The 17,538-nt window shown below is 68.4% G+C and carries 17 protein-coding genes and 1 tRNA gene; 12 read left to right on the forward strand and 6 right to left on the reverse strand.

From position 1 onward, the window contains the following. Positions 1–23: 23 nt before the first annotated feature. On the forward strand, positions 24–452 hold the full coding sequence (gene mscL / locus IXW21_RS07695) for a large conductance mechanosensitive channel protein MscL (protein ID WP_194763674.1): 429 nt from the start codon (positions 24–26) through the stop codon (positions 450–452). A gap of 148 nt (positions 453–600) precedes the next feature. Here mscL and IXW21_RS07700 read toward each other — a convergent pair whose 3' ends face one another. Continuing rightward, the gene (locus IXW21_RS07700) at positions 601–804 is read right to left on the reverse strand and encodes a hypothetical protein (RefSeq protein ID WP_194763675.1); all 204 of its coding nucleotides are present in this window, start codon (positions 802–804) and stop codon (positions 601–603) included. Beyond that, the gene (locus tag IXW21_RS07705) at positions 797–4,513 is read right to left on the reverse strand and encodes an AAA family ATPase (RefSeq protein WP_416361090.1); all 3,717 of its coding nucleotides are present in this window, start codon (positions 4,511–4,513) and stop codon (positions 797–799) included. Before IXW21_RS07705 ends, IXW21_RS07700 begins: the two co-directional genes overlap by 8 nt. 188 nt (positions 4,514–4,701) lie before the next feature. Here IXW21_RS07705 and IXW21_RS07710 point away from each other — a divergent pair, with 188 nt between their 5' ends. Then, complete coding sequence (locus tag IXW21_RS07710; RefSeq protein WP_194763676.1) at positions 4,702–5,217, forward strand: methylated-DNA--[protein]-cysteine S-methyltransferase; 516 nt, start codon at positions 4,702–4,704, stop codon at positions 5,215–5,217. Between the two features lie 96 nt (positions 5,218–5,313). Here IXW21_RS07710 and IXW21_RS07715 read toward each other — a convergent pair whose 3' ends face one another. Both IXW21_RS07715 and IXW21_RS07720 read right to left on the reverse strand, forming a co-directional pair. After that, on the reverse strand, positions 5,314–6,951 hold the full coding sequence (locus IXW21_RS07715) for a cation acetate symporter (protein WP_194763677.1): 1,638 nt from the start codon (positions 6,949–6,951) through the stop codon (positions 5,314–5,316). After that, entirely contained in the window at positions 6,948–7,295 is a 348-nt protein-coding gene (locus IXW21_RS07720; protein WP_194763678.1) for a DUF485 domain-containing protein, read from the reverse strand. The genes IXW21_RS07715 and IXW21_RS07720 overlap by 4 nt, the downstream gene beginning before the upstream one ends. 112 nt (positions 7,296–7,407) lie before the next feature. On the opposite strand from IXW21_RS07720, the gene IXW21_RS07725 reads away from it, so the two are divergent. Beyond that, positions 7,408–8,268, forward strand: a complete 861-nt coding sequence (locus tag IXW21_RS07725; protein WP_416361091.1) for a LuxR C-terminal-related transcriptional regulator — start codon at positions 7,408–7,410, stop codon at positions 8,266–8,268. A 98-nt stretch (positions 8,269–8,366) separates the two neighbouring features. Beyond that, entirely contained in the window at positions 8,367–8,714 is a 348-nt protein-coding gene (locus tag IXW21_RS07730; RefSeq protein ID WP_194763679.1) for a histone-like nucleoid-structuring protein Lsr2, read from the forward strand. Positions 8,715–8,780: 66 nt separating this feature from the next. On the opposite strand, the gene IXW21_RS07735 is transcribed toward IXW21_RS07730, so the two are convergent. After that, entirely contained in the window at positions 8,781–9,356 is a 576-nt protein-coding gene (locus IXW21_RS07735; protein ID WP_194763788.1) for a MarR family winged helix-turn-helix transcriptional regulator, read from the reverse strand. 146 nt (positions 9,357–9,502) lie between these two features. Here IXW21_RS07735 and idi point away from each other — a divergent pair, with 146 nt between their 5' ends. Genes idi through IXW21_RS07775 form a run of 8 tightly spaced genes read left to right on the forward strand, consistent with a single transcriptional unit; the run spans position 9,503 to position 17,419 of the window. After that, positions 9,503–10,024: an isopentenyl-diphosphate Delta-isomerase gene (gene idi, locus IXW21_RS07740; protein ID WP_194763680.1), complete on the forward strand. Its 522-nt coding sequence runs from the start codon at positions 9,503–9,505 to the stop codon at positions 10,022–10,024. Between the two features lie 2 nt (positions 10,025–10,026). Continuing rightward, positions 10,027–11,106 (forward strand): polyprenyl synthetase family protein, encoded by a 1,080-nt coding sequence (locus IXW21_RS07745; protein WP_194763681.1) that lies wholly within the window; start codon positions 10,027–10,029, stop codon positions 11,104–11,106. After that, positions 11,103–12,008, forward strand: a complete 906-nt coding sequence (locus IXW21_RS07750) for a phytoene/squalene synthase family protein (protein WP_194763682.1) — start codon at positions 11,103–11,105, stop codon at positions 12,006–12,008. The genes IXW21_RS07745 and IXW21_RS07750 overlap by 4 nt, the downstream gene beginning before the upstream one ends. Continuing rightward, positions 12,005–13,603 carry a phytoene desaturase family protein gene (crtI, locus tag IXW21_RS07755; RefSeq protein WP_194763683.1) on the forward strand — a complete coding sequence of 533 codons (1,599 nt, stop codon included), beginning with the start codon at positions 12,005–12,007 and terminating at the stop codon, positions 13,601–13,603. The genes IXW21_RS07750 and crtI overlap by 4 nt, the downstream gene beginning before the upstream one ends. Then, positions 13,603–13,947 carry a lycopene cyclase domain-containing protein gene (locus IXW21_RS07760; protein ID WP_194763789.1) on the forward strand — a complete coding sequence of 115 codons (345 nt, stop codon included), beginning with the start codon at positions 13,603–13,605 and terminating at the stop codon, positions 13,945–13,947. Before crtI ends, IXW21_RS07760 begins: the two co-directional genes overlap by 1 nt. Beyond that, positions 13,944–14,285, forward strand: a complete 342-nt coding sequence (locus IXW21_RS07765; RefSeq protein ID WP_194763684.1) for a lycopene cyclase domain-containing protein — start codon at positions 13,944–13,946, stop codon at positions 14,283–14,285. Before IXW21_RS07760 ends, IXW21_RS07765 begins: the two co-directional genes overlap by 4 nt. After that, on the forward strand, positions 14,282–15,166 hold the full coding sequence (locus IXW21_RS07770; protein WP_194763685.1) for a prenyltransferase: 885 nt from the start codon (positions 14,282–14,284) through the stop codon (positions 15,164–15,166). Before IXW21_RS07765 ends, IXW21_RS07770 begins: the two co-directional genes overlap by 4 nt. A 57-nt stretch (positions 15,167–15,223) precedes the next feature. Then, the gene (locus IXW21_RS07775; RefSeq protein WP_194763686.1) at positions 15,224–17,419 is read left to right on the forward strand and encodes an MMPL family transporter; all 2,196 of its coding nucleotides are present in this window, start codon (positions 15,224–15,226) and stop codon (positions 17,417–17,419) included. Positions 17,420–17,442: 23 nt separating this feature from the next. On the opposite strand, the gene IXW21_RS07780 is transcribed toward IXW21_RS07775, so the two are convergent. Further along, positions 17,443–17,516 (reverse strand) — tRNA-Arg (locus IXW21_RS07780). Positions 17,517–17,538 lie beyond the last annotated feature (22 nt).

The raw sequence follows: 17,538 nt of genomic DNA on the forward strand, positions 1-17,538 counted from the left end.
CACCGAACAACACGGAGACTCACATGTTCAAAGGTTTCAAGGAATTCCTCCTCCGCGGCAATGTCATCGACCTGGCTGTCGCGGTCGTCATCGGTACCGCGTTCACGGCCATCGTCACCGCAGTCGTGAACAGCCTCATCAACCCGCTCGTCTCCCTGTTCTTCGAGGCGGATGCTGCCGGCAACTTCGGCCCGACCGTCACGAACATCTACGGCAACGAGGTGACGTTCCCCCTCGGCGACCTCATCTCGGCGATCATCAGCTTCCTCGCCGTGGCCGCCGTGGTCTACTTCGTCTTCGTCCTGCCGATGAACACCTTCAAGGCGCACGTCGAAGCACGCAAGGGCACCGCGGCCGAAGAACCCGCCGAAGAGCCGGCCGCAGCCACCGAGACCGAGCTGCTCATCGAGATCCGCGACCTGCTCGCCAGGCAGCAGACGCCGCGCGACTGACGCTGAGTCGTCGCACCGGCATCCGACATCCGGCATCCGGCATCCGCTGAGATCCGGTCGACCGCTCGAGATCCGCATCGAATCCCCGGGATTCTGCGGGTCTCGGGCGGTTCTGCGTGTCTCGGCCGATGCGAGCGGCCGCCGCCCATCAGTAGTGCGGCGGAACGTCCTGCATCAGGCGGTCGTCATTCGGCCCTTTCGCCCCGCGCGGACCGGATGCCGCAGGCTTCTTCCCCGCCGCATGCTCCGGCGAGGGGTCGGTGCCCGGAACGGGCGTCAGGCGCGCGCGGCGAGAACCCGCCACCCGCACCACTTCCTGACGCGGCGCCGAAGGCTCGGTGTCGTCAGTCATCCTGAGGATCGCTGAGGTCGAGCGGCTCGGTGTCGTTGTCGGCCCGCACCGTGGATGCCGAGATGCCGAGCACTTCAGCGATGCGCGAGGCGACGGTCGCAGGGTCGCTGTAGAGGTCGAACGCGTGCACCCGCACGTAGTGCCAGCCCAGACGGCGGAGCACGTTCGGCCGCAGACGCAGCGTCTCACGCAGCGAATCTCCCCGGGACTCGGGGTCCGACTCGATCACGACCGCCTTGCCCGCGTGCTGGGCGACGAGCGGCAGCAGTCCGCGGTAGTCGACGTCGACCGCGGCGCCGAGGCGACGCAGTTCGCGGGCCAGGGCCAGCGTCAGCGGGTCGGCGAGGTCTTCGAGCCGCGCCTCGCGACCGCGAGCGGCCAGACCGCCGAGGATCGACATCAGCGTGGCGGCACCGAACTCGAGCCGTCCGTCGTCGAACGACGAGGGCCTGATCGACGAGACCATGACCATCGAGCGGCGCGCACGGGTCATGCCGACGGTGAGCAGGCGCTCTCCGTCGGAGGAGGAGAGGTCACCGAAGTCGCTGAGCACGCGACCGTGCTTCGTGAGCCCGTAGCCGAGCGAGAAGATCACGCGATCCCGGCTCTCGGCGACCGACTCCTCGAGGGTCAGCACCGCGAGCGGCTCTGCGGTGTCGCGGCCGACGAAGTCGGCCACGTCCGACCGCCCTGCGAAGGCCGAGGTCACGGCCGCGCGCACACGCTCGGCGTGACGACGGCTGGCGGTGACCACCATGAGGGACTCGCTCGGCCTGTGCACCGCGTGCTCGACGACGAGCGTCACGACACGGGCCACCTCGGCATCCGGGCTCTCGACGGCCCCGGAGACCGGATCGGGCGCACCGGTGCCTCCCTCGACGTAGTCGACGGTCAGGCTGCCCCGGCCGAGATACGAGCCCGCCCACGGGAGCGAGACGATCTCTCCGCCGTAGAAGGCGTCGTTGATCAGCTCGGCGAGGTCTTCGCCGCCCGCACGATAGCTGCGCGTGAGAGTCATGACCGGCAGCAGCTCGGAGAGCCGCTCGAACACCGACACCTCGTCGAACGGCACCTCGGGCTCCCACTCGGGGTCGGTGCCCACGGCGAGGTCGAAGGCCGTCGGCCGCTGCGTGACAGGGTCGCCGAACGCCACGACCTGGCGGGCGCGGCGGATCGCCGGCGTCGCCTCGGCCAGGTTGATCGCGGCGGAATCCACCAGCAGCACGGTGTCGAACTCCACCGAGTCGGGGATCTCGGGCACGAGATACGGCGACGAGATCCACACCGGCGCCAGCACGCCGACGAGGGTCGGAGCCGCGCTCACGATCTCAGCGGTCGTCGTGGTCTTCTGCGTGAGAGCCTTGCGCAGGTGCTGCGATTCCTGGGGCTCGTCGACGATCGCGATCTTCCACTGATTCGCCAGCTGCCATGCGAGCAGAGGCCCGGCCATCGCCGCATGGGCCTCGTCGACGAGGCGGAAGTCGCGTTCGAGCCGGTCGACGACCGCGGTGTTCGCACCGAGCAGCGCCCGATCGTCCTGCAGAGCACGCTCGAGCAGAGACTGCCACCAGGCGAACTCGAGCTCCTCGCCGACCTGCGCCTCGGACACGTGGCGCACCGACAGCTCGGTGAGCAGGGGCTCGAGTCCGAGATCGGCGAGCCGGTCACGCAGCTCGGCGCGCTCGACGAGGTTGTCGAAGACATCGGACTTCGCGGCGAGCCCGGCGAGGATGCGCACGAGTCGCGCGACGGGAAGAGACGAGAGCGGTTCGCGGCGACCGAGCGCCGCGTCGAGCTCGGACAGCTCTGCCACGACACGCTGCCACGCGGTGTAGACGTCGGCGAGACCCAGCGGGATCTCCGGTGCGACGCCCGCGTCGACGCAGCGCTGCCACTGGGTGCGCTGCGTCTGGATGCGCAGGAGCGAGTCGTGCATCTCGGTGACGTGCACGCCGGGTCGCACGTACTCCTTGGCCAGTCGGCGCAGTCGGCGGCGGTTGGCGCTGGACATGCCCGGCGAGTCCCGGCGCGACCCGTGGGCTTGGATGAGCTCGCCCAGGGGACGTTCGAACACGGTGGGGCTGAAGCGGTCGAGCGAATCGCGGATGCCCTGGAGCAACCGCAGGTACTCGCCGAGCTCATCGATCGTGGCGAACGGTCGCATGTGCGTCTGCGCGATCAGCGCATAGCCGCGCTCGAGCAGCGCCGGCACACTGTCGGCGTGCAGACGCCCGGCGAGCTGATGCGCCGAGCGGGCGGCCTCGGTGGTCGTGAAGGTGACGCCGTACCAGGGCGAGTCGTCGGGGCCGAACCGGAACTCCCCCAGTCGAGCCGCGTGCGAGAGTGTGTCGGCCGCTGCTGAGCGGTCGTTCGCCAGGCGGCGCAGGGTGTCGATCGACAGTCGGGCGGTCGTCGACGGCGGAGTCGGGAGCGACGCGAGCCGGGTGAGGTGGCGCGTGGCGTCGAGCACCGAGGATCCGGTGCCCGCGACGGGGGCGGTGAGCGCCCGGCGGTAGTCGATGAGCACGCTGCGCAGGCGCACCAGTGCGTCGTCGACGTCGCTGACCTTCGGCGCGGTCGCCTTCTCGTTGCGACCGATCGCCCGCACCAGGTCGCGGCGCACGCTCTGGCTCGAGATGGCCAGCCCATCGAGGCCGATGCCCGCGAGCCGGTGCCGCACGCCGTCGAGAGTCGAGCGTCGGGCGGAGACGACGAGCACACGCTTGCCCGCGCGCACCAGCTCGCCCACGGCGTTGATGACCGTCTGGGTGCCGCCCGTGCCCGGCAGGGTGGCGACCGTGAGTGATTGCCCGGCGGCGATACGTGCGAGCACGGCTTCCTGCTCGGCGTCGGCATCGAGGAGCAGGTTGTCGGATGCCGGTGCACGGTCGTCGGGTCCGACATGATGCGGAGCCGGACGACGTGCCGAGACCTGTTCACGGTCGCCGACGTGCCCGGCCAGCGCGTTCAGCACGACGTGGTCGAGGTTGCCGCCGTCGCGCGACATGGCGCCGCCCACGTCGGCGAAGGTCGAGACGACGAGGCGGGGCAGCACGGTGAACGTGTCGATCGCGCGGGTCGTCGCACGCAGACTGTCGATCACGGGCTGCGGCTTGAACACACCGCCGTCATACGCGAGCGAGGCGAGCGCCGCGGCATCGATCGTGATCCCGAAATGCTCGCGAGCGACGCGCACCAGTTCGGGGTTCATCTCGAAGACACCGTGCAGCTTGAGCTCGAAGTCGGTGTGGTGCCGGCGGATGGCGAGCGGTCGCAGCAGCACGGGGGCCGAGAACTCGGCTCCGCCGATACGCCATCCCGCAAGGCCGACCGCGAGGTGGACGGCCTCGATGCCGCGCACCGTGCGCAGCTCGGTGTTCTTTGCGGTGATCCGCTCGGCCGCGAGCCGTGCCGTGCGCAGACCGACCTCATCGCGGAAGAGGTTGGAGAGCAGGGTCGACTTGCCGGTGATGAACTGCGGCAGGCTGCCCGGGTGGGCCTTCGAGATGTCGATGCCGGATTCGATCGTGTCGCGGAACGTGACGAGAGGGGACGCTCCGCCGAGATCGGCGGCTTCCGCGCGCAGCCGGGTGCGCTCAGCCTCGGCGGCGTGCGCGACCTCGATGTGCGCCGGGGTCACGTGCAGATCGCCCAGGTTCACCGGGGCATCGTTCGCTGCTTCCGCAGGCTTGCCATCACGTCGCCACACCCTCACACACTAAGCGCGACGCGTCGCCGCGGCGGTATCCCGGGCGGGTTTCACCGGATTTCCGCCGGTTCGAGCCCCGCCCGCGCGCGTCGACACCACTCCTCCACAGGCGGATGCGGATGATCCCCTGTCCCCCATCCCCGTCCCCACGACGCCGTCGGTCGGACCGCGCACGTCAGGATGGACGCATGACGTTCCGCTACGACTTCGCCCCCACTCCGTTCGGAGACGCCCTGGCCGTGTTCTCTGACGTGGGGATCGTGCGCTTCGACCTCTCGGAGTCCGCCGATCCGTCGGTCCCCTGGCTGCTCGAGAACATCTCGCGCCGACTCGGCGCGATCCCCGAGCCCGACCCCGGCGCAGCGGCCGAGCTCACCCTCCTCCTCGACGACTACTTCGACGGAACGCCGGTGGCCTTCCATGAGCAGATCGATCTCGACTGGCGGCTGGCCGAGGGATTCTCGCGCACGGCTCTGCAGACGATCTGCTCGATCGCCTGGGGAGAGACCCTCAGCTACGGCGAGGTCGCCGCACTCGCCGGGCACCCCGGCGCAGCTCGTGCCGTGGGCACCGCATGCCGCCTCACTCCGTTCTCGATCATCGTGCCGGTGCACCGTGTCGTGCGCTCCGACGGGTCCGCCGGCCAGTACGGAGCGCATCCCGAGCGCAAGACCTTCCTGCTGGATCTCGAGGCGCGGCGCTGATCTCGAGGCGCGGCGACGTCGCACAGCGTGGACCCCGGCGAGTAGGCCGCCGGGGTCCACGCTGTTCGGTGAGAGCTGACACCGCTGCGGCATCCGTCAGTGATCGACCGCCTTCTCGGCACCGAAGCCGGTGAGCGAACGGACCTCCATCTCGGCGGCCAGCGTCGGCGATTCCTTCGTCCGGCTCGTGATCGTGCCGAGCCAGCCGAGGAAGAACCCGATGGGTATCGACACGATGCCCGGGTTGTTCATCGGCCACAGCACGATGTCGATCCCGGGGATCATCGACGTGGGCGATCCGGAGAACACCGGCGACAGGACGATCAGGATGATCGCCGCCCCGAGACCGCCGTACATGCTCCACACGGCGCCGCGCGTGGTGAAGCGGCGCCAGAACAGCGAGTACAGGATCGTCGGCAGGTTCGCGGACGCCGCGACGGCGAAGGCCAGCGCGACGAGGAAGGCGATGTTCTGCCCCTGTGCGCCGATTCCTCCGACGATCGCGAGGATCCCGATCACGATCACGGTGCGACGGGCGACACGCACCTCGCCGTTCGGGTCGGGCTCGACCGGGTTGCCCGCGGCATCCTTCTTGCCCTTCTGGATCACGTTGGCATAGATGTCATGCGCGAACGAGGCCGCGGCCGTGATCGTGAGTCCCGCCACCACGGCGAGGATCGTGGCGAACGCCACCGCCGAGATGAACCCGAGCAGCACGGGGCCGCCGAGGTACAGGGCGAGGAGCGGAGCCGCCGAGTTCGGACCGCCCGGTGCGGCCGCGATGACGTCGGCGCCCACGAGTGCGCCGGCGCCGTAGCCGAGCACGAGCGTCAGCAGGTAGAACCCGCCGATCAGCCAGATCGCCCACACCACCGACCGACGCGCCTCCTTGGCCGTCGGTACCGTGTAGAACCGCATCAGCACGTGCGGAAGACCGGCGGTGCCGAGCACCAGTGCCATGCCCAGAGACAGGAAGTCCCACGGGTTGGCGCCGTATTGCAGACCGGGGGCGAGGATCGCGTCTCCCTTGTCGGAGTTCGCCACCGCCGCCTCGAGCAGGGTGTTGAGGTTGAACCCGTGGATCGCGAGAACCCACACGGTCATCGCGATGGCACCGCCGATGAGCAGGAATGCCTTGACGATCTGCACCCAGGTGGTGCCCTTCATGCCACCGATCAGCACGTAGACGATCATGAGCACACCCACGACCGCGATGACGATCGACTGTCCGACCCGCCCGTCGATGCCGAGGAGCAGTGAGACGAGCCCGCCGGCACCGGCCATCTGGGCGAGCAGATAGAAGAAGCAGACCGCGAGCGTGGTGATGGCGGCCGCCATCCGCACCGGGCGCTGCTTCAGGCGGAAGGACAGCACGTCGGCCATCGTGAACTTGCCGGTGTTGCGCATCAGCTCGGCGACGAGCAGGAGCGCCACCAGCCAGGCGACCAGGAATCCGATCGAGTAGAGGAATCCGTCGTAGCCGTTGATCGCGATCGCCCCGCAGATACCGAGGAACGATGCCGCCGACAGATAGTCGCCGGCGATCGCAAAACCGTTCTGCGGCCCCGTGAACGACCGACCCGCCGCATAGTAGTCGGCCGCGGTCTTGTTGTTCCGGCTCGCGCGGATGACGATGAACAATGTCACCGCGACGAATGCGACGAAGATCGAGATGTTGAGAACGGGATTGCTCTCGACCGCGAGGGTCTCGCCGGTGGCGGAGAAGACGTTCATGCGTGCCCCTGCGCCTTCTCGAGTTCTTCACGGATCTCGGTCGCTATCGGATCGAGCTTGCGATTCGCGAAGGCGACATATCCCATCGTGATGGCGAATGTCGTGACGAATTGCCCCAGACCCAGCAGCAGTCCGACGGTGATGTCGCCCCAGACCCGCTGCGCCATGAAATCTGTCGCGAACGCCCCGAGCAGCACGTACACGAAGTACCAGATCAGGAAGAACGCGGCGAGCGGGAAGATGAATGATCTTTGCGTGCGCTTGAGCGTGCGGAAACGTTCGGATTCCTCGACGGCGATGTAGTCGATTCCGTCCGCCGAATCGGCAGGTGAATGGTCGGTCATGGGGCCTCCTTGCCACATGGTTCACGGCTCGCGCGGGCGGGCCGCACGAGTGGTAGGGTCGACGCTACGAAACGGGGAACGGTGCCGTCACCCCCGAAAGTAGGTAGTCGTCGTGAGCACAGCGACCGGGATGGAATCCGAGACCGAGCTCGTCGCCAGAGCCGTGCGCGAGCTCTCTCAGCGAACCCGCTTCCCCGTGGCGTTCGGCGGGCTGATCGATGAGGGTGTGGTCAGCGTCACGAGCATCGTGGGCAACCGGACGCGCAGCCTCGACGGATTGCGTGTGCGTCCCGAGCGCGGACTCGGCGGGCGCGCGATGATGGAGCTGCGCCCGCGCATGACGAACGACTACGGCTCCTCGCGACAGATCACGCACGACTACGACGTCTTCGTGCTCGGTGAAGGATTGAACACCCTGCTGGCTCTTCCGATCATCGTGGCCGGACGCCCCCGCGGCGTCCTCTACGCCGGAGCCTGGGACAGGACGCCGGTCGGTGGAGTCACCACGGCGCCCGCCATGCAGATCGCCCAGTCCGTGGCTGACGAACTGCGCATCCGCGACGAGGTCGATCGGCGGCTGCGGGGAGCCGGACCCGCCACCGAGTCAGTCGCACCCCGCCAGCGGGAGGAGCTGCGCGAGAGCTTCGCCGAGCTCCGCAGCATCGCCGCCTCGGTCGACGACGTCGACATCCGCGCGCGCATCGCGCAGGTCGAGCAGCGTCTCGTCCTGCTCGCCGGCGACGCGCCGGCACCCCCGACGACGGGGCCGGTTCCCACGATCCACCTCTCCCGTCGCGAAACCGATGTTCTGGCATGCGCGGCACTCGGCGCGACGAACGGCGAGATCGCCGCGCAGCTCGGGCTCCGCGAAGGCACGGTCAAGGCGTATCTCGGCACCGCGATGTCGAAACTCGACGCCTCGACGCGCCACGCTGCGGTGACGAAAGCGCGCCGCGCGGGCATCCTTCCCTGACGATGAATTCTGCCTGCGGGTGCATTTCGACGTGACAGTCGGAATATCACCCGTGGATCCGCTTCTGATATTCGCATTCGCGCTGTATTGTCATCGCTATGGCAAGACGAATTGTGCACCAGCTGGTTGACGACATCGACGGCAGCGTTCTCGAGGTCGGCGAGGGCGAGACCGTTCATTTCTCGCTGAACGGCACCTCCTACGAAATCGATCTCAACGCCGAGCACGCCGAGGAATTGCGTTCGGCTCTCGAGCCGTACATCTCGGCGGGGCGTCGAGCGGGTACGTCCGGAGCCGCCCGGTCCGCGACCTCTTCTCGCAAGCGGCCCGGCCGCAACCCCGAGGTCGCGGCGATCCGCGCCTGGGCGAACGACAACGGATACACGCTGTCCGAGCGGGGCCGCATTCCCGCGCCCGTGGTCGAGGCGTACAACGCCGCCCACTGAGCCACGCACTGCATCGACGAAGCCCTCGGACCGAACAGGTCCGAGGGCTTCGTCGAGTGAGCGGGGTCAGTCTGAGAGCACCGCATCGGCCTGCGCCCAGGCCTCGTCCTTCAGCGCGATCTCATCTGCCATGTCCGAGAGGAATCGGATGACGACGTCGCGCTCGGCCGGTGTGAGTCGCGCGGCCGAGTAGAACCTCTTCGCCTGCTGCTTGCCGACGGTGTCCATCGCCGCCTGCCTGGTCTCCGGTGTGATCGTGATCGCGAGCGCGCGACGATCGGTCGGGTGCGGGGCACGACGGATGTGCGCCCCCTTCTCGAGCCGATCGAGAAGCTTCGTCGTCGATGCCGTCGAGATGCCGAGGTGCGCGGCGATTCCGCCCGGGGTCGCCACCATTCCCCGGTTGTCGGAGACGATCAGGTAGTGCAGCGCCCGCATGTCGGTCTCGTTCAGGCGCATGTAGCGGCGTGAGGCCAGCGACAGCTTCTGCTCGGCGTCGCGAAGGTCTCCGAGCGCTCCCATGAGGACGGCGATCTGCTGAAGATCTTCGGGGCCCACACCCGAGCGGTCGATCAGCACACTTCGAGGGTCACTCGATTCGACATCGTAGATCGCCGAGTGTGCAAGCCCGTCAGGTGACATCTGCCCCTCAGGAGAGATCACATCCGACGAGCCGCTCCCCCGGGGGCTGGCGTCAGATCTGTTGTTCATGGGATCATGCTACACACGATTGGATTCATGTTATGTTGATAATTAGCTAAGCTAGCGAAATCTTGGAGGTTCCCCCGTTGGATGAGGTCATCCTCCTGTCCGAAGACGGAGACGCGATCGGCGTGTTCCCGAAGGACGAGGTGCACACGACGCAGACTCCCCTGCACCTCGCCTTCTCGTGCCATGTCCTCGACGAGAACGGCCGAATCCTCGTCACCCGCCGCGCGTTGCGCAAGCGCACCTGGCCGGGTGTCTGGACGAACAGCTTCTGCGGACACCCGCGACCCGGCGAGAGCATGACGGATGCCGTGCACCGCCGTGCACAGGAGGAACTCGGCCTCACCGTCACCGACGTGACCATGGTTCTCGCCGACTACCGTTACCGCGCTGTCGACGCGAGCGGGATCGTCGAGAACGAGATCTGCCCCGTGCACATCGCGCGCATCGACGGCGCCCTCGTACCCGATCCCGACGAGGTCTCCGAATGGGCGTGGGTCGATCCCGCCGAGTTCGCCGACGCGGTCGCGGCGGCCCCCTTCGCCTTCAGTCCCTGGCTGGTCGAGCAGCTTCCACAGTTGCGCGCGCACGGGGCGGTCTGACCATGACCTCCACCGCGATCCATGAGGACATGGGCACCCAGGTCGAGGAGATGCTCCGACGCCGCTTCACCGTGCACAGCGACACCGCTCAGGCCTATGGCAGCGAGTTCGCGTCGCTCTGGAGGGCCGCCGCCGATCACGCGCTCGGCGGCAAGCTCGTGCGCCCCCGACTGCTGCTCGACATCCACCGCTCGCTGTCCCCCGAATCGGGCGTCGATCAGACGACGGCAGCGATCGACGTCGCGACGCACATCGAGCTCTTGCACTATGCCTTCCTGCTGCACGACGACGTGATCGACGGCGACCTGACCCGCCGCAAGCGCCCGAATCTGATCGGCGCTCTCGCGTCGGGAAACCCGGGCGCGAGCGAAGAGGCCTCTCTGCACTGGGCTCGCTCCAGTGCGATCCTCATGGGAGACCTGCTGCTGACGGCCTCCGTGATGGGGTTCGCCCGCGTCGATCTTCCATACGAGACGCGCACTCGGCTTCTCGACCTCGTGGAGCAGACGATCCTCGAGACCGTGGCCGGGGAGCACACCGACGTCGCCCTGAGTCACGGGATCGTGGCACCCGACCTGCACACGGTGCTCAACATGAGCGTGTACAAGACGGCCACCTACTCCTTCTCACTCCCGTTGCGCGCCGGCGCGATGCTGGCCGGCTCGTCGTGCGCCGCCGAAGACGCGCTGCATCTGGTGGGCCGCCACCTCGGACTGGCCTATCAGCTGCAGGACGACCTGCTGTGCGTGTTCGGAGACCACAGGATGCATGGCAAGGATGCCTTCTCAGACCTGCGCGAGGGAAAAGAGACCGCGATCATCGCCTACGCCCGTTCGACCTCGGCATGGCCGCGCATCGAGCGCACCTTCGGCTCGGCCGACCTCACGATGCACGAGGCGACCGAGATCCGCGACGCGCTCCGCGAGTGCGGTGCGGAGAGCTTCGTGACCGCCCTCATCGCCGACCAGCGCGAGGCCGTCAGCACGCTGCTGGCCGAGGCCGAGAGCAGCGGCGAGATCAGCGCGGACGCCGCCCGCACCATCAGCGCGATCACCGACCGCCTCGACGGACGGCAGTCGTGAGCGCCGCTGCCGCGCCGGCCGGAGGCGACAGCCTCGGCCGCTTCAGCCGCGCCGCCGACACGGCGTCGACCGACGTCATCCGCACGTACTCGACATCGTTCGGTCTGGCGACGCGACTGCTCGGCGGGCGCCACCGTCAGCACGTGCGCAACATCTACGCGATGGTGCGGATCGCCGACGAGATCGTCGACGGCGTCGCGGCGCAGGCGGGCCTCGACATCTCGGCGCAGACGGAGGCGCTCGCGTCGTACGTCGCCGAGACGCATCGTTCCATGCGCACGGGGTACAGCACCGACCTCGTGCTGCACGCATTCGCCCGCACAGCCCGCGAATGCGGCATCGGCGAAGATCTCACGCAGCCGTTCTTCGACTCGATGAGCGCCGACATCACGAGCGCCACCGACTTCGCCGCGTTCGATGCCCAGGCGCATGAGCGCTACGTGTACGGCTCGGCGGAGGTGGTCGGACTCATGTGCCTGCGTGTGTTCCTGCGCGGAGCGATCCGCACCGATGACGAGCACGCCACACTCGTGCACGGCGCCCGAAAGTTGGGCGCCGCCTTCCAGAACGTGAACTTCCTGCGTGATCTCGCAGACGACACCGACCGCCTGCAGCGCGGTTACCTGGCCGAATCGGGTCGGATCAGCGACGCGGATCGCGACGAGTGGGTGCGCAGGATCGACGCGCAGCTCGACGACGCGCGGCTCTCGATCCCTCTGCTCCCGAAAGACGCGCGCGCCGCGGTGCGCAGCGCACTCGCCCTCTTCGAGGCGCTGAACCGCCGGGTGGCGCGAACTCCCGCGAACGAGCTGTACCGACGACGGGTGCGGGTTCCCGATCCGCTCAAGGCTCTGCTCGCCGCGCGCGCCGTCGTCGTCACCGCTGTGGAGCGTGACCGATGAGCCGCGTCGCCGTGATCGGGGCAGGCGTCGCCGGCCTCGCCGTGGCCGGTCTGCTCGCCCGAGACGGACACGACGTGACCGTGTATGAGAAGAACGCCCGCGTCGGCGGACGAGCCGGAACCATCGAACGCGACGGGTTCCGCTTCGACTCCGGTCCGTCGTGGTACCTGATGCCCGAGGTCTTCGATCACTTCTTCACGATGATGGGCACGACGACCGCGGAACAGCTCGACCTCACGCTCCTCGACCCGGGCTATCGGGTCTTCCGGGAGCCTGGGGCGGACGGGACTCCGCCCGCGGCCGTCACGGTACCCAGTGGCCGAGCAGCCGTGACCGAGCTGTTCGAGTCGCGCGAGCCGGGATCGACCCGAGCTCTCGACGCCTACCTCGATTCCGCGCACGAGGCGCGCACGATGGCCGAGAAGTACTTCCTGTACAACCCGTTCACGCGCCTTCGCACCCTGACGAGTCCCGAGGTGCTGCGCGCACTCCCCCGCCTCCTCTCACTGCTGGGCACACGCCTGCAGTCCTTCGCCGCCACGCGCTTCCGCGATCCGGTGCTGCGACAGATCCTCGGCTACCCCGCCGTGTTCCTCGGCACCGATCCGCGCAGCGCTCCGGCGATGTACCACCTGATGAGCGCGCTCGACCTCGACGAGGGCGTCAGCTACCCCCAGGGTGGCTTCTGGCGCGTCGTCGAGCGGATCGCGGATCTCGCTCGAGCAGCGGGAGTCACGATCGTCACCGAGGCTGACGTGACGGCGATCCGCACGCGCGACTCCCGCGGCGGCCGTGTCGCATCCGGCATCGAATGGCGGGATGCCGACGGCATCCTGCACCGCGAGGATGCCGACATCGTCGTCTCCGGCGCCGACCTGCACCACACCGAGACCCGTCTGCTGCCGCCCGAGCTGCGCACCTACCCGGAGAGCTGGTGGGAGCGCCGCACGAGCGGCCCCGGAGCCGTGCTGGTCATGCTCGGCGTGCGCGGTGCGCTCCCCGAGCTGCCGCACCACTCCCTGTTCTTCACCGACGACTGGGATGCCAATTTCGACGCCATCTTCGGCGACCACCCGGCGATCCCCTCCCCGGCATCCACCTACGTGTGCCGCCCGAGCGCGACCGACGAGACCGTCGCTCCGCCCGACCACGAGAACCTCTTCGTGCTCGTTCCGATCCCGGCCGACACCGATCTGGGTGGCGGCGGTTCGGACGGCACCGGCTCTCCGGCCGTCGAGGCGGCTGCGGATGCCGCGATCGACCTCATCTCGCAATGGGCGGGCATAGACGACCTTCGCGAGCGGATCGTGGTGCGCGAGACCAAGGGTCCCGCCGACTTCCGCGACGACTACAACTCGTGGCGCGGAGGGATGCTCGGTCCTGCGCACATCCTGTCGCAGAGCGCGATGTTCCGGGCGCAGAACGCATCGCGGCGCGTCGAGGGGCTCTACTACGCGGGAGGCACGACCGCGCCGGGGGTCGGGGTGCCGATGTGCCTCATCAGCGCCGAGATCGTGCTGAAGCGCATCCGCGGCGACCACTCGAGCGGCCCGGTCGCCGAGTCCACGATCACCACCCCCACTCAGGCCTCATGATGGGGGTCGTATACCTGGCGATCCTCCTCGCCACTCTCGGCTGCATGCTCCTGCTCGACTGGCGCTTCCGCCTGTTCTTCTGGCGGGATGCCCTCTCGGCATCCATCGTGACCGTCATCGGTCTGGCGTTCTTCCTGCTCTGGGACATCGCGGGCATCGCCGGCGGCATCTTCTTCCGGGGAGAGGCCCTCGTCGCGACAGGCATCCTGCTCGCTCCGGAGCTGCCGATCGAAGAGCCGATCTTCCTGCTGTTCCTGGTCGTCTGCACCATGGTCGGGTACACCGGAGCCACGCGCATCGTCGCACGGCTGCGTCTGCGCCGAGGAACCGAGAAGACGGCATGACCTACGTCGCCCTCTCGGCCTGGTTCCTCGGTGGCGCTGTCGTCATCGCGGTCATCGCCTCGCTTGTCGCCGGACGACGCCGCGCGAGCCTGGCCGGCGTCGGCATCACCGTCACCGTGCTGGTGGTCCTCACCGCGGTGTTCGACACGCTGATGATCGCGACCGGGCTTTTCCACTACTCGCCCGGACACCTGCTCGGCATCCACATCGGCCTGGCCCCCCTCGAGGACTTCGCCTATCCGATCGCGGGCGCGATCATGCTCCCCGCGGTATGGGCGGCGTTGCGGGCCCGTCGACGGTCCCGGATCGGCAGCACAGGCGGGGAGGATCGCGCATGAACGCATCGAAGACGACGGCGCGGAGCGATCTCGCGCAGATCGTGCTCTCCTCACGCCCCATCAGCTGGATCAACACCGCGTTCCCCTTCGCCGCGGCCTACCTGCTCGCCACGCGCGAGATCGATCTCACCCTTATCCTCGGGACCCTGTACTTCCTCGTGCCCTACAACCTCGCGATGTACGGCATCAACGACGTGTTCGACTACGCCTCCGACCTCGCCAACCCTCGCAAGGGCGGTATCGAGGGAGCGCTGCTCTCACCGCGCATCCATCGAGCGACCCTGTGGTCGGCGGTGGTGACGAACGTCCCGTTCCTCGTCTACCTCGTCGTCGTCGGCAACCCCGCGTCCTGGCTCTGGCTCGCGATCAGCGTGTTCGCGGTGATCGCCTATTCGGCTCCGGGACTCCGTTTCAAGGAGCGCCCGTTCCTCGACTCGACCACGTCGAGCCTGCACTTCGTGACGCCCGCGATCGTGGGCCTGACTCTCGCCGATGGAGCGGTCACCCCCACCGCGGTGATCGTGCTGGTCGCCTTCTTCCTCTGGGGGATGGCCGCACACGCCTTCGGCGCGGTGCAGGACATCGGCCCCGACCGCGAAGGCGGCATCGGCTCGATCGCCACGGTGATCGGTGCTCGCGCGACGGTGCGTCTCGCGATCGCGCTGTGGGCCGCGGCAGGCATCGCGATGCTCTTCACGTCGTGGCCGGCTCCCCTCGGCGCCGTCCTCGCGCTGCCGTACCTCGTGAATGCCGCGCCGTGGTGGAACGTCACCGACGAGACGTCGGCGGGAACGAACCGTGCGTGGCGCCGCTTCATCGCGCTCAACTACTTCGCGGGCTTCCTCGCCACGATGATCCTGATCCTCGCCTGGGTCTCCTGACTCTCCGGTCCGAGCGCCCGTCTCCCCCCTCCTGATCCCCCTCCCGAGAGGAACCCGATGTCCCGCCCTGACCGCTCGACGACCCCGTCGACCCCGCCGACCCGTGAGCGCACCCGTCGACACTCGTGGGTGCGTGTGTTCCTTCCGGTCGCCCTGATCCTCGTGTGGCTGGTCGGCGCAGGTCTCGGCGGACCGCTGTTCGGCAAGATCGATGAGGTCTCCTCGAACGACCAGACCAGCTATCTGCCCGAATCGGCTGACGCGACGCAGGTGCAGAAGCTTCTCGGCGAGTTCCGCGACAGCGACACGATCCCCGCCATCGCGGTGTTCGTCGCCGACGGCGACCTCTCCGAGAGCGACATCCAGACCATCACGGATGCCGTGGCCGGTGCGCCCTCGGTCGAGGGCGTGAGCGACGACGTCTCCCCGGCGCTCACCTCCGACGACGGTCAGGCCGTGCAGGCCTTCATCCCGATCGACGGCGACGCCGAGCTCGCCGACGCCGTCGCCGCGCTGGGCGACGAACTGCGCGATGCGGCACCCGACGGGGTCACCGTGTACATCACCGGCCCCGCCGGATTCAGTGCCGACCTCGTGGCCGGGTTCGCGGGCATCGACGGGCTCCTGCTCGGAGTGGCCCTTCTCGCCGTGCTGATCATCCTCGTGCTCGTGTACCGATCGTTCCTGCTGCCCCTCGTGGTGCTGTCGACGAGCCTCTTCGCACTCTGCGTGGCACTGCTCGTCGTGTGGTGGCTCGCGAAGTTCGAGGTGCTGCTGCTCAGCGGGCAGACCCAGGGCATCCTCTTCATCCTGGTGATCGGAGCCGCCACCGACTACGCCCTGCTCTTCGTCGCGCGGTTCCGAGAGGAGCTCCGCGTCGCGCGCGACAAGGGAACCGCCGTGCTCGCCGCCTGGAAGGGCTCGTTCGAGCCGATCGTGGCCTCGGGCGGCACCGTCATCGCCGGTCTGCTCTGCCTGCTGCTCAGCGACCTGAAGTCGAACAGCACGCTGGGACCGGTCGCTGCGATCGGCATCGTCTTCGCCATGCTCGCCGCGTTGACGCTGCTCCCCGCGCTGCTGCTGCTCTTCGGGCGCGCCGTGTTCTGGCCGCGCCGTCCGAAGTTCGAGCCCGAGGTCGTGGCCGAGGAGCACGGCATGCGCACGACCGGGCTCTGGGCACGTCTCGCCGGCCTCATCACCAGGCGTCCGCGGGTCATCTGGATCGCCACCACGCTCGTACTGATCGCCGGAGCGTCGGGAGTGCTGCAGCTCAACGCCTCGGGCGTGCCGCAGTCCGACCTCGTGCTCGGCGCATCCGAGGCTCGCGACGGCCAGGTCGCGCTCGGCGAGCACTTCCCCGGCGGATCCGGAAGCCCGGTGTACGTCGTCGTGCAGGAGGACCGGTTGCAGGATGCCGCCGATGTGCTCCTCGCAGACGACGGCATCGACGGCGTCGCCGTGACAGCATCCGATTCGCCCAGCGGCTCGGCCCCGGTGACCGAAGACGGCATCTCGGCGTTCGGCCCTCCCGGCACTCCGGCCCCCGAGCCCACCGTCGTCGACGGTGAGGTCCTGCTGCAGGGAACACTCACCGATGCCGCGGACTCCGACGCCGCAGCACAGACCGTCCGTGACCTCCGCGCGGAGCTCGACGACATCGATGCCGTCGTCGGCGGGGTCACCGCGACGGCGATCGACACGAACGATGCGTCGATCCACGACCGCAACCTCATCATCCCGGTGATCCTGGTCGTGATCATGCTGATCCTGATGCTGCTGCTGCGCTCGATCCTCGCCCCCGTGCTGCTGATCGCGACGACCGTCCTGTCGTTCGGCACCGCGATGGGCGTCTCGGCACTCATGTTCAACGGGGTGTTCGACTTCCCCGGTGCCGATCCCGCCGTGCCGCTGTACGGCTTCGTCTTCCTCGTGGCACTGGGCATCGACTACAACATCTTCCTGATGACCAGAGTGCGCGAGGAGTCTCTCGAGCACGGCACCCGCGAGGGCGTGCTGCGCGGGCTCTCCATCACCGGCGGAGTGATCACCTCGGCAGGACTCGTGCTCGCGGCGACGTTCGCCGCACTGTCGGTGATCCCGATCCTGTTCCTCGTGCAGCTGGCCTTCATCGTCGCTTTCGGCGTGCTGCTCGACACGTTCGTCGTGCGCTCACTGCTCGTGCCGGCGCTCGCGTACGACCTGGGTCGCGTGATCTGGTGGCCGTCGAAGCTGTGGCGGCGCGGTCGCGACTGACCATGGGGCCGCGTCTGATGGAGTGCCCTCGACTGGATTCGAACCAGCGACCTGCCCTTTAGGAGAGGGCTGCTCTATCCTGCTGAGCTACGGGGGCGTGGGTTCCATTCTAGAGGCAC

Origin of the sequence: Microbacterium sp. UFMG61 (genome assembly GCF_015354505.1) — a bacterium.
In the GTDB taxonomy this organism is placed as follows: Bacteria; Actinomycetota; Actinomycetes; order Actinomycetales; family Microbacteriaceae; genus Microbacterium.